This is a genomic window from Daejeonella sp. (genome assembly GCF_030684675.1).
Lineage (GTDB): Bacteria > Bacteroidota > Bacteroidia > Sphingobacteriales > Sphingobacteriaceae > Daejeonella.
Genome location: NZ_JAUXXZ010000016.1, coordinates 90,835 through 102,686, shown reverse-complemented (window position 1 = coordinate 102,686; position 11,852 = coordinate 90,835). Strand labels below are relative to the sequence as shown.

Annotated in this window: 11 protein-coding genes; 1 reads left to right on the top strand and 10 read right to left on the bottom strand. The window is 40.4% G+C overall.

Annotated elements, in window-relative coordinates:
• Positions 1-34 precede the first annotated feature (34 nt).
• The 7 genes from Q8M41_RS02875 to Q8M41_RS02845 form a co-directional block, all read right to left on the bottom strand.
• Positions 35-955 (bottom strand): hypothetical protein, encoded by a 921-nt coding sequence (locus Q8M41_RS02875; protein WP_305363733.1) that lies wholly within the window; start codon positions 953-955, stop codon positions 35-37.
• 78 nt (positions 956-1,033) lie between these two features.
• Positions 1,034-1,747: a GAF domain-containing protein gene (locus Q8M41_RS02870; protein WP_305363732.1), complete on the bottom strand. Its 714-nt coding sequence runs from the start codon at positions 1,745-1,747 to the stop codon at positions 1,034-1,036.
• A 130-nt stretch (positions 1,748-1,877) separates the two neighbouring features.
• Positions 1,878-2,798, bottom strand: a complete 921-nt coding sequence (locus Q8M41_RS02865) for an alpha/beta hydrolase (protein ID WP_305363731.1) — start codon at positions 2,796-2,798, stop codon at positions 1,878-1,880.
• 12 nt (positions 2,799-2,810) lie between these two features.
• Entirely contained in the window at positions 2,811-5,000 is a 2,190-nt protein-coding gene (locus Q8M41_RS02860; RefSeq protein WP_305363730.1) for a penicillin acylase family protein, read from the bottom strand.
• 75 nt (positions 5,001-5,075) lie between these two features.
• Positions 5,076-5,321, bottom strand: a complete 246-nt coding sequence (locus Q8M41_RS02855) for a hypothetical protein (RefSeq protein ID WP_305363729.1) — start codon at positions 5,319-5,321, stop codon at positions 5,076-5,078.
• Between the two features lie 188 nt (positions 5,322-5,509).
• Positions 5,510-5,872, bottom strand: a complete 363-nt coding sequence (locus Q8M41_RS02850; RefSeq protein ID WP_305363728.1) for a DUF2200 domain-containing protein — start codon at positions 5,870-5,872, stop codon at positions 5,510-5,512.
• A gap of 321 nt (positions 5,873-6,193) precedes the next feature.
• Positions 6,194-6,598 carry a hypothetical protein gene (locus Q8M41_RS02845; RefSeq protein ID WP_305363727.1) on the bottom strand — a complete coding sequence of 135 codons (405 nt, stop codon included), beginning with the start codon at positions 6,596-6,598 and terminating at the stop codon, positions 6,194-6,196.
• Between the two features lie 229 nt (positions 6,599-6,827).
• On the opposite strand from Q8M41_RS02845, the gene Q8M41_RS02840 reads away from it, so the two are divergent.
• On the top strand, positions 6,828-7,232 hold the full coding sequence (locus tag Q8M41_RS02840; protein ID WP_305363726.1) for an EVE domain-containing protein: 405 nt from the start codon (positions 6,828-6,830) through the stop codon (positions 7,230-7,232).
• A gap of 201 nt (positions 7,233-7,433) precedes the next feature.
• Here Q8M41_RS02840 and Q8M41_RS02835 read toward each other — a convergent pair whose 3' ends face one another.
• The 3 genes from Q8M41_RS02835 to Q8M41_RS02825 all read right to left on the bottom strand — a co-directional run bounded on the left by Q8M41_RS02835 (position 7,434) and on the right by Q8M41_RS02825 (position 11,577).
• Positions 7,434-7,964, bottom strand: coding sequence for an acyl-CoA thioesterase (locus Q8M41_RS02835; RefSeq protein ID WP_305363725.1), 531 nt, complete (start codon positions 7,962-7,964; stop codon positions 7,434-7,436).
• 355 nt (positions 7,965-8,319) lie between these two features.
• A complete protein-coding gene (locus tag Q8M41_RS02830) occupies positions 8,320-9,615 on the bottom strand; it encodes a DUF5103 domain-containing protein (protein ID WP_305363724.1) in 1,296 nt (431 codons plus the stop codon).
• Positions 9,616-9,660: 45 nt separating this feature from the next.
• On the bottom strand, positions 9,661-11,577 hold the full coding sequence (locus Q8M41_RS02825) for an ABC-F family ATP-binding cassette domain-containing protein (protein WP_305363723.1): 1,917 nt from the start codon (positions 11,575-11,577) through the stop codon (positions 9,661-9,663).
• Positions 11,578-11,852 lie beyond the last annotated feature (275 nt).

Sequence of the window (11,852 nt, the reverse complement as noted above, 5' to 3'; positions counted from 1 at the left end):
GAGTCTTTTTGCTGTTAATTGCTTAAATCAATTCTTATGGTTTCCTCCCAATAACATGCAAATTGATCACACTTGAATGTGGAAAACCAAGGGTATTTCCAGGAATGATATCCAGGGTATTTCGCAGATAGACATCAATTATTCCCTTTGCCACTTTTGTTTTGGTTTCGATGAATTCGGGTTCAACAGCGACCAGAAATTGTTTGAAATGCATCCTGCCATTGTGATCAACTAGTACCGAAAATGAATATTGAAAATCCTGATAAGCCTTGTCGATCTTTATCCGGTATTCCGGATAAAGGTATTCTTCAGACCGATTGACATGGCCTAAATATGGGTCAAGACTTGGCATAATCTTTTCGACAGAGCTTATTTTACTTTTGCTTGTCAGTTTAACTGGATTTCGCGCGGCAAATGCACTATCCAGATCAGAATTTGCCTGTATTGCACGGTATTTAATAAATAAACTATCTTCCTTTGAAGGTGCTTTCAGCTTCTCAGCTGTAGTTTTGAGCACATTTTTGATGTAGTCATCAGAATAAAGAGTCATGGTAATAGTAGAAAGATCCTCCATCACGGCCCTGGATTCCAGTTCCATAACCTGGAAAATCAAACTGTCTTTACTCACATGTCTTACTCTGAACCATTCACGGGCAAACTGAAAAAGTGCTTTATGGCTGTGAAATATGCGATAGGTCATGTATTGTTTCTTCTCCGAACTGTAGATCCTAACAGAGTCATCAGCATTAAAATAGATATTCCATTCAGGTTCCAGTTGAAATCCCTGCTCAGTGAATGAAAGTCCGTTGTTAAAGCGGCGTTTTATTTCGGTGTATTTGATCCCTTTTATAGCGGTGAATGTCGGAGCCGGTTCTTCGTTTATCTTGCTGATATGGCCACAGGATATAAACAATAAGGAAAGAAAAAATGAGAAGACAGGCAGCAAAAATTTCATCGGGCTGAAATTAAAAAAAATATTCAGATATCAGACAGAACAGCCAGATCTCAGGCATGATGAATTATTGATACTAACTTATGCCGGTGTATAATCAGATTCCTGATCGTTTATATGATTAACCATAGTTCTGATGCGTTCATCTAACTGATTGGCTGATACTTCGAGAAGATCTATGCATTCAGAATCATTGGAAGCTAAAGACTCTTTCATCAGGGCTATTAAACCCAAAATAGAGGCAACTGGCTGTCGGATCTCATGCGACTGAATGCGGGCAATTTCCCGAAGTGAGTCGTGTTGCTTCTTTAGTTGGTTTAAACTTCGGTCAAGTTCCATGATATGACTTACCTGATTAGCAAGCGCTCCAAGACATTCCAATTGCTGTGCTGTCAGATCTTTTGGTTTGGTGTCGTAAACACACAAGGTGCCAACGTTAAATCCATCATACGATTTTAGATTTGCACTGGCGTAAAAGCGGATATGTGGATTATTGACAACAACTGGTGCATTTGCAAACCTGACATCCTTAGTCGCATCTTTTACTACCATGATCTTGTCAATCTGAATTGCATGGGTACAAAACGAGGTGTTTCTTGGCATCTCTTCAACGTCAACTCCAACTTTCGCTTTGATCAGTTGTACATCATAATCCATTAGTGTAATTAGAGCAATAGGGCTATTGCAGATTACAGAAGCGAGCATTACAATCTCCTGAAGATCTTTCTGTCTCTCCAGATTGAAATCAAGATATCGCTGAACCGCCTGTACTCTTTCTACTTCATTAATATACATTTTTTGTTTTTTAGGCCTTTGATATTTACGTTAAGAGAGCTGTCAAAGTTTTATTTATGCGGATGACAGGCATTCTAATATGAGTGCCATGTTAAAATTTATTTTTAAGGATAGTTTTAAAGATTCTGCTTTACAGGAACTTGTTATCGCTTATCCAATCTTTTAACTGGTTCATCCATTGAATTGCACTGGTTTTATTCTTCATGCCAAAACCGTGCCCTCCTTTGGGATAAATGATCATATTGCTATAAATCTTATGCTTCAGTAGTGCTTCATAATAAACAATGCTGTTTTTTACAGGAACAGAAGCATCATCACCTGCATGTACCAAAAATGCCGGCGGAGTTTTAGCACCCGCTGCCAGTTCATTGGAATATTTTTCCAGAATTTTAAGATCCGGATTTTTTCCAAGTAAATTTTCCCTGCTTCCCTTATGGGTGATCCCTTCCATAAAACTGATTACCGGGTAGATCAGAATCGAGAAATCAGGTCTTAAAGAAGTGTTTTTCGGATTCGCAATCACTATTTCACTGAACCTTGTGGAAGCACTGGCTGCAAGATGCCCACCTGCTGAGAAGCCCATAATTCCAATTTTTTGGGGATCAATATTCCATTCGGCAGCACGTTCCCGAACCATTTGTATTGCCCGTTGGGCATCCTGTAATGGCCCGATAGACTTATCCTGCATAGTAGTGTCATTCGGGATTCGATATTTTAAAACAAAGGCCGTGATGCCCCATTTATTCAGTTCCATGGCTACATCAGCACCCTCATGGGAGGCAGCCAGGATCTTGTACCCGCCACCCGGACAAATAATCACTGCAGCACCCTTATCAAGGGATTTTTCCGGCTTGTAAATACTTAGTGTCGGAATGGAAACGTTACTGATCCGCAGAACTCCGTCAGCACCCATAACAGATTTTTCTTTATTGGGGGCAGGTTTACTGTTTGGGATTTCAGCATCGTAAAGGGGTATGATCTCTTGTGCATTCACAGCATTGATGTTAAACAGCATAGTGGAATAAAGAATGGTCTTAAAAATTTTTTTCATCTGTATATTTTTTTATTTTTTGTCTCCGGGATGATACCTTGATTCAGCCCGTTTAAGTACATCCTCCCGATAAAAGGCAACGGTTTTAAACTTGCGATCGGCATACCGCTGCATTTGATCATCGAAATGAACTGATTTTGGATCAGCATTCTGACCACCTGCCAGCATGCTTTTGGCCTTAACTTTTTCCCCGAATTCAACTACTGCAACAAAACTATTGCCCGCAACTCCATATTGACGTTTAGTACCAGAACCTTTCCTCGTTCCGAAGGATGCCAATGCACCCCATTCACCTGAGGCCATGCCAATTGGGATACTGGGTAATGCATCATTGAAATTCTGGTTGATATCGCCATTAATTCGCTGATAGCGGTTGAATTCTCCCCATGCCGTTTCTACTGAGCCGAAATCCCGTTTCAAATCGGCCAGACTATTAGCAAATATTTCCAGACGTTCTTTAGCGGGCGACTTTGAACTCATATAATTTACTTTCTCCATGAGGTGTGTCCCTGCGGGGATTTTTCCGGAATTGATATAACTGTTCAGATAAAACTGGCTGATAGTCATGGCTTTTGATTCACTGGATACTTTAAAATCCCAGTTTTTAAGCAGGTTTATGGCCGTTTTCATCTCCTCATTATTGACCGGTTGGTTATCATAAGCTTGTATCAGTCCCCTGATCAATTCCTCTGCTCCCGGAAGATAAGGATCATAAGCAAGCTCAATCATCTTGTCAATAGTTAGATTTTTTGCCTTAGATAGCAATGAGATGGCGTGGACTCCCCGGTAATTCTCGGGGGAGTAGGACATATAGCCGGGATAGTTCTCAGGTTTCGGACTTGATGCTCCGGCACTGGTAAAGGGGGTAGAGTTACAGTTCTGAATCCAGCCGCTTGCCGGATTTAGGAGAAATATATTGTCCTTAAGATCGTGCAGGCCTTTCCAATCTGTTTTAGGATTAGTACCATCAACAGGTTTTTTATAATCAAAGTTTGTGTCTCTTTTAGGAATGAAATTCCCGTGGTAATAAGCAATATTTCCATCAGCATCAGCATAAACAGTATTGTTCGATGAATTTGTACGTATGTTCATCATCTTATCGAACTGCTTCTGATTGGAGTTTTTAGTACGCAGAAACGATTGCTGAAGTGCTTTTACAGGATCCCACATCATGGCAGTGCTCAGCCATTTATTTCCTGAAGCATGTGTTACCGGACCATGATGCGTGCGGTAGACCATAAATTTCTTTGAACTGGTATTGTCACCTTTTTTGTATTTCAAAACGACTTCCAATGAGTCGACAGGCCGTAATTCATTACCATATTTATAAGTGATACCATTTTTATTTCTGTAGATTGTTTCTTCAAATTCATCAATAATATCTGCATCAGATGTAGTGTGCATCCATCCTGTTTTTTCATTAAATCCCTGATAAATAAAAAATTGACCCCATGTTACTGCGCCATAAGCATTGAGTCCCTGTTCACTTTGTACATGAACTTCGCCCCTAAAGAAAAAGGAGGTATGCGGATTGATCAGCAGCATGGCATTACCGGATTCGGTTAATTTACCCGAAACAGCGAATCCATTTGAACCACGCGGCTCATTGTCTTTAAGAAGTATTGAGCCCGTCATAATTTTTGGGATCATACTTGCATCCGGTCTGCCGTAAAATTCTCCAAGTTTTCTAGTTGAAACCTTTTCTATATCACCACCAATTGATCCTTCACTGAAATACATGGGCATCCAGGGTTCAAAGCGTGTTAATAATTTGGGTTTTACTTCAGGATGCTTTGCCAGATAGAAATTGATGCCATCTGTAAAGGCAAGGCAAAGATTTTTAAGCCATTGGGGACTATTCTGATACTTGATTTCTGCTTCTTTCTGCGTCATGAATAACTTTGCACGGAGATCACTGTAAATGGCATTTTCGCCATCCAGTTCTGCTAATCTGCCGGTAGCCCAGATATAATTCTGCTCTACACGATTAAAATCATCCTCACATTGGGCATATAATAAGCCAAAAACAGCATCTGCATCGGTTTTACCATAAATATGCGGTACTCCAAAATCATCTCTTATGATTTCAGTATTGGAAGCATGCCTGTTCCATCGTTCACTTTCACTGAGGGAATTAAGTACAGGCCCGGTTGAGAATCCCGATGCTAAAATGAAAATGAGAATGAATGTGATACGAATCATCAGCACAATATTTAAAGCTAAATATAATGCTTTTGAACGAGGGAAGAATCAGGAAAATGGATCGAAAACAGATTTTCAGGTATTTCTGGAAGCAATTTCAGCCTGTATTTTCTTTAGATTTGTAACATTGATTATAAACATAGGTAGGAAAGCTACTGGCAGGACAGAAAACACGGAGAATCCTTGCAGACATAAAAGATAAACTGAGGCAGCGGCTAATACCACCAGCATCCCGCCCAGAACAGTACTGGCAGCTTTCAGGGTTTTTTCTTTTTTCAATAGATCTTCCTGATTTAATTCTGAAAGTGGAACTTGTTTCATTCTGTTTATTGCTTGATTTTTAGGGTATAGTCATCTAAAATAATAATTAAATCAATAATTATTTAACCTGGATATTAAATAATTAACGTTTCTTTCATGACACGGAGAAGGTGCCCATCAACGGGAGCCTATGCGACTAATCTTTGGTATTTTTACCTTTACAAAACAGCCAGGCTTCGTAAAAAAAGCTATGAGTTCCGCAATATCTTCTCCATTTTCCTGCCATTCGCCAATTCATCCACCAACTTGTCTAGATACCTGACATTTTGTGTCAAAGGATTTTCAATTTCTTCAATGCGATAACCGCAAATCATTCCGGTGATGAGATGGGCATTTGGGTTTAATGCCGCATTTTGAAAGAAAGTTTCGAATGTAACCCGTTTTTCAATCATTTCCTGCAGCTTGATATGGTCGAAGCCTGTTAACCATTCAATAACTTGTAGCAATTCTTCCTTAGTTCTGCCTTTCTTCTCCACTTTCGTGAGATACAAAGGATAGACCGAGGCAAAGATCATTTTTGCTATACGCTCATGATGTGTGTTGCTATTCATTGCTTATTTAATGTAAACTATTCATTTTTTTCTCTTCAGGAACGTGCGAGAGGAACGCAACAATGGGGTAGCCTTTACTTCTAAGTCAATTTACGCTAGCCATTTAATAAGCCTTGCGTTTTCTTAATTAAGCAATCGGTTCTTAGGTGCATTCGGCGCGATCACGCAATCTCTGAATTCGATCAAGCCAATTGCCTTTCCATCCTTGCTGTGACGCTTCTTCACAAATAGCTATAGCTTCTTCATACATCTTTTCTTTTTCAAGTAGGATTGCTAATTGATAGAATCCAAGATGCCTTGGCAATGGAGGGCCATATTCATTCAAAAAAAATCGGATGTTTCTGAGGCTAGAGAAATCTGCTGCGCACAATATTTCTTTGCCTTCTGATAATGTCTTATATCATCTCGTAGCTTATAGTGGACCTCAATTAGAAGATTAAGTAAGAAATGCTTATCAACAACGGTGCAATTACCTACAAACTCTTCTGCCTTGTTTAAGAATTTTAATGCTATACCCACATCTGACTTGTTGAGAGCATACCCTGCTAGCATTGTTAAAAACCAAACAACACTCGCTCTATACCCTCCTGAACCTTTGAACAAATCTTCATAAGACCCTCCCAAAGGCTTATAAAGTTCCTTGAAACGTGTTTTCTCTTGGTCGGTAAAAGAATTAGTCCACCAATCGGTTAAAGAATAAAAACCAAAACTCCCATTTCCATTCATATTTTATTGGCATCTACTTTTATTTCTTGATGATAAATCTATTACATTTATAAAAAACCTTCAATCTGAGGAACATTTACCATTATATAATCATTACACTTGGCTTGTTAAACTCCTATTAATTTGTACCCGGCCTTTCTTCGACTATTCCTGTTTTCTTTATCTTTATTGCCAATTGAGGGATAATTTCGAATAAGACTATTAAATCGTATCAAAAACAGAGAAAAACATGAACTATTGGTTAGTTAAGTCGGAACCTTTTAAATATAGCTGGGAAAAATTTAATAAAGATGGCCGTACTTTCTGGGATGGGGTGCGTAATTATCAGGCGAGAAATAATCTGAGAGAGATGCGGGTAGGGGATCTGGTCTTATTTTATCATAGTAATGAAGGAAAAGCGGTAGTTGGAATCGCCAGAGTAGTTAAAGAATCCTACCAGGATCCGACAACAGATGATAAAAACTGGGTTGTAGTAGATCTGGAACCAGTAGAAAGTCTTAAAAACCCGGTTACACTTGAAGTAATCAAAGCTGATCCCCGTCTGCAAAATATTGGCCTGGTAAAGCAGGGGAGATTATCTGTTATGGGGATGAAGGTTGAGGAGTTTGATAGGATTGTGGAATTGGGGAGCTAATTGATAGTTGAGAGTGGAGGATTGAGAGTTGAGAACCGATAGCTATTGGGTTGACAGTTGAATTCGGTTATCTGTTACCTGTTATCAGTTACCAGGTTGTAATACGCTTAGCATTCCAATTAAAGTGAAATTGGCTTGTTCAATTATTCTATAATAAATGTCTTCTTGAGCAGCTCAAACTTATAACTTATAACCTACAACTTACAACTCACTCTGGTTCAAAAACAAGGCCTTCAACTCCGTAGCATCGTGCGCTTTCATCTTTCCTGCAAGGATTAGTCTTAACTGACGACGGCGAAGGGCACCTTCAAATAGTTTTTTTTCGGACTCAGTTTCTGGTTCAATTTCGGGAACAGAAATAGGTTTTCCCTCTTTGTTCAACGCTACAAAAGTATAAAAGGCATCATTTGAACGTACTCTTGTTCCGGATGGGATGTTCTCGGCCCAAACGTCCAGACGTACTTCCATGGATGTGCTGAATGCTCGGGTTACCTTGGCTTCAATGGTGATTACATCGCCCAGTTTTATCGCGTGTCTGAAAGATACATTATCAACAGATGCTGTGACGACAATATTATTGCAATGTTTCTGTGCTGAGATGGCTGCTGCGATGTCCATCCAGTGCAGTAGACGGCCTCCCATCAGGTTGTTTAAAGGATTGGTATCGTTTGGAAGTACCAGCTCATTCATTATGGTGAACGACTCTTTAGGGCTTTTGGTAATTGTGCTCATGAGGCAAAGGTAGTGTTTTCCGGATCTAGTCCGGAATGACAATCGGATCTAGTCCGGAATGACAATTGATCGGGTCCGGAATGACAATCGGATCAAATCCGGGATGACAGTGCGCCCGGTACATTTATCCAGCCGAGCAGCCTTCCAACCTGTCGTGCCGAACGTTCCACCTGTCATCCCGACGCAGGAGGGAACTTAGCCAATCGAAGCAAAATTTTCATCCCTCAGTAGGATTTCCCTCAGCTGCTGATGAGCAGCTATTGGGGTCGTTTCCATAGGTACAATCTTTATGCATTTTGCATGATGTCATGGGTAGAGGTAATTAAGAATCAAAGGAAGTGTAAAGATTAAGTTTTTAGCGCTTTACAGTATTAATCTGACTATAGCCAATCAGTTCTTCCCATCTTCCACCCGGTTTGCGGTAATAGAAAAAGATCTGATAATCATTTTCAGTTTCATAATGCGAGCCATCGAAGATCACATCATCCCTGGTTTTGCCATCCGCGCTTACCCAGATGTAATGATAATCTGTCAGGCCCTGTTTTACAAAGATCATCCCGGTAAATCGCTTGCGGACATCATCATAATCCAGCTTGTCGCTAAGCCGGTAATCGTTGAACTGTCCGACTACATAGGCATTCCCTCCCTCAGATGGTTTCGGAGCATTCAGTGATAAGTAGACTGAGGCATAATCTCCATCAGTGCGGTTATCCCTGCCATCGGTATTGCGAATGAAAAAGGCGCCATTTTCATCGTAATTAAATGTATAGCCTGATCGGTTTTCTACAATATCGCCCTGGAGAGTCACTGTATTAGCAGTATCCTGAACAATGCGGGCAACCTCTTCGGTACGGAAGCGCAGACTGCGGATATCGAAACGTCTGAACTCATTACCGCCCTTAAAATCCAATGCTCTGAGGTCATTATACACCAGTTGACTTGGACGGATGAAGGTAGGGCGCTTTAGAGTTTGTTCATTGTCAAATCTGCCGTTTTGGAGCACCTTGATTTTTGCATCCAGATAGGGATTATTGATCTGTACCTGACCGTGGTTGACTAAAACATTAAGTTTCTGCATCTGATCGCGGTTAGCTACAGTATTGGATCTGTTCAGTTCTGCTGCAATGCCTACGATTGGCACTACAACAAAGAATCTTTTGGTAATCAGTATTTTGCGTGGATCATTATCCTCATAAACCTTCAGCAGATAATTGCCCGAGATCTTAGGTTTGATGGTCAGGTTGGGCAGACTTAGTTCATAATGGGTAAACTTTTGCAGGGTATTGAATGAATTACGGTAATCGATGATCCGGTCTTCACTGAATCCGTCTGCAAAATCAAGCGGAGAAAGGCGGCTGCTGTTCCATTCTGAATCACAATGTTCAATGGAATAGCTGATATTACGGCTTCCCGTACGCAGGTCGTCAAAGCCAAGGATCAAATTATCCTGACTACCCAGTATGTAAACCGGAATGGATTGTTCCTTATTCTGGTTATAAAACTCTACGGATTTGATCTCTGGGATATAAGTATAATTCTCATACCGGATTGTATTTTGAGGAGCTTCAGGGGGACGTACACGCACTTTTTTTTGTGCCTGTATGCCTGTTGTTACCAGTATAAAGGAGAGCAGAAACGATAATTTCTTCATAAGCTAATTGATAATGTCCCTGGCTCGAAATGGAAGAGGGGTCTTTTATTTCCCCTCGAGCTCCATAATCTCTTCAGCCATGTGTTCCCATTCAGTCTGGGCCTTTAATAAACGAGGACTCAATTGCTGATAACGTCTGTTTGCTTCAGATAGTTTCTCAGGATCGCTATAAATTTCTTCTTTGGATAGTTCTGCTTCAGCATCTTTTACAGACTTTTCAAGTTCAGCAATATCCTCTTCCAGCTTTTGAAGGGTCTGGTTTAGCTTTTTAAGTTCATTTCCCTTATTCTCGATCTGAACTTTAAGCTTTTCTTCCTTTTTTTCCTCTTTTTTAGGGGCCGGCGCTACCGCTTTAGGAACATAAACTCTTTTGGAGTTCCATTCCTCGTATTCAGCATAAGTGCCAGGATATTCCTTAATTTCCTGATCCTCGATAAACCAAATTTTATTGGCAACATTATCCAGTAAATAACGGTCGTGGGAAACCACGATAAAAGTACCTTCATATTGTTTTAATGCCTGAATCAGAATGTTAACTGATGCAATATCCAGGTGATTGGTAGGCTCATCCAGAATTAAGAAATTTGCATCAGCGGTTAAGGCTTTAGCAAGTGCTACCCGCGATTTTTCTCCTCCTGAAAGGACCTTGATTTTTTTGAAAACATCATCCCCGGTAAAGAGAAAACATCCCAAAATAGAACGCAGTTCCGTTTCCGTATGTTTTGGTGCAAAGGCCTGAAGTTCCTGAATCAGAGAGTTTTCAAGGTGCAATGCTTCGAGTTGATGCTGTGCAAAAAAGGTTTGAGTTACATTATGTCCGGTTTCGCACATGCCTGTAAAGTTCTTGTCTGCTCCGGCAATGATTCTCAATACAGTTGATTTACCACGTCCGTTGGCACCTATCAGGGCAATTTTATCACCTTTTTCAATAGTTGCTGTCGCATTGTGAACAATGGGAACACCAGGGTAAGCTTTAGTGAGATCTTCGATCCTAATTACATGTCGGCCTGACTGCTTGCTGAATTTGAAACTGAAGTTAACAGAAGGGTTATCGTCATCCACATCATCCACGCGTTCCATCTTCTCGAGTGCTTTGATACGGGATTGGGCCATCTTGGCTTTACTTGCCTTGGCCCTGAATCGTTCAATCAAACGCTCTTCCTGTTTGATTTTGGCCTGTTGGTTCTTGAACTGACCACTCTGAATTTCTTCCCTTAGTCCTTTTTCCTCTACATAAAAACTATAATTTCCGGCATAAGGGACTAATTTCCCCTTTCTGGATTCCACAATCTTCTTGACCACACGATCCAGAAAATACCTGTCGTGAGATACAATTACAATTGCGCCTTCAAATGCCTGAAGATAAGTTTCCAGCCATTTGATGGAAGGTAGATCCAGGTGGTTGGTAGGCTCATCAAGTAAAAGAATATCAGGGCTTTGAAGGAGAATCCGTGCAAGCATAACACGCATACGCCATCCCCCTGAAAACTCTGAAAGGGTACGATGCGTGTCTGTTTCACTGAAACCCAGACCGGCCATAATCTCATGGGCACGATATTCAATGCTGTATCCATCGAGGGCCTCAAATTCGTGCTGCTTGTCGCTTAATTTATTGATTAAATCGTCAGTATATTCTGTTTCTAATTTCTTTAATATAGCTTCAATTTCTGTATGCAATTGATTCTGGCGCTCAAATGCTTCCATAGCAACGTGCAAAATACTCTTGTCCGACTGGTAGGAAAGCAGATCCTGATTTAGGTACCCGATCTTGATATCCTTAGCCATTGAAATTGTACCACGTGTTGGTGCGTAGTCGCCAACAATTATTTTTAACAGAGTGGTTTTTCCGGTACCATTTGCACCAATCAAGCCAATTTTTTCTCCTGGTTTTATATGCCAGTTCGCTTCGTCGTATAATGCCCTTGCACCGATCTCGAACGTGAGGTTATTTATTGCAATCATTTGCCGCAAAAGTACTGATTTTATACATTTATTTTTGTTTTATGCGATCTGGGTTTGGCCTGGTATTGAATATTTGCTGTTTGCAGTATCATGTATTATTTCTCGGATTTAAATTCGGACACACTTTAAGCTGCCTGCAAGATATTGTATTACGGCAGGTGCTTGCCTTGAGGCCCTTTTAAAGGCCTGTTTTATAAATAAGAAAAAGCAATAATTGATCTTTGGCAACATTTTTGTTATGAATATCGTAAACAAGAAATAGGCTTTAAAAAATT

What these genes read in the sequence shown, in the direction of transcription:
- Q8M41_RS02830 (WP_305363724.1), bottom strand. Translation starts at nt 9,615, where the DNA reads ATGAAGAAATTATCGTTTCTGCTCTCCTTTATACTGGTAACAACAGGC.
- Q8M41_RS02855 (WP_305363729.1), bottom strand. Translation starts at nt 5,321, where the DNA reads ATGAAACAAGTTCCACTTTCAGAATTAAATCAGGAAGATCTATTGAAA.
- Q8M41_RS02835 (WP_305363725.1), bottom strand. Translation starts at nt 7,964, where the DNA reads ATGAGCACAATTACCAAAAGCCCTAAAGAGTCGTTCACCATAATGAAT.
- Q8M41_RS02825 (WP_305363723.1), bottom strand. Translation starts at nt 11,577, where the DNA reads ATGATTGCAATAAATAACCTCACGTTCGAGATCGGTGCAAGGGCATTA.
- Q8M41_RS02850 (WP_305363728.1), bottom strand. Translation starts at nt 5,872, where the DNA reads ATGAATAGCAACACACATCATGAGCGTATAGCAAAAATGATCTTTGCC.
- Q8M41_RS02840 (WP_305363726.1), top strand. Translation starts at nt 6,828, where the DNA reads ATGAACTATTGGTTAGTTAAGTCGGAACCTTTTAAATATAGCTGGGAA.
- Q8M41_RS02860 (WP_305363730.1), bottom strand. Translation starts at nt 5,000, where the DNA reads ATGATTCGTATCACATTCATTCTCATTTTCATTTTAGCATCGGGATTC.
- Q8M41_RS02870 (WP_305363732.1), bottom strand. Translation starts at nt 1,747, where the DNA reads ATGTATATTAATGAAGTAGAAAGAGTACAGGCGGTTCAGCGATATCTT.
- Q8M41_RS02865 (WP_305363731.1), bottom strand. Translation starts at nt 2,798, where the DNA reads ATGAAAAAAATTTTTAAGACCATTCTTTATTCCACTATGCTGTTTAAC.
- Q8M41_RS02875 (WP_305363733.1), bottom strand. Translation starts at nt 955, where the DNA reads ATGAAATTTTTGCTGCCTGTCTTCTCATTTTTTCTTTCCTTATTGTTT.
- Q8M41_RS02845 (WP_305363727.1), bottom strand. Translation starts at nt 6,598, where the DNA reads ATGAATGGAAATGGGAGTTTTGGTTTTTATTCTTTAACCGATTGGTGG.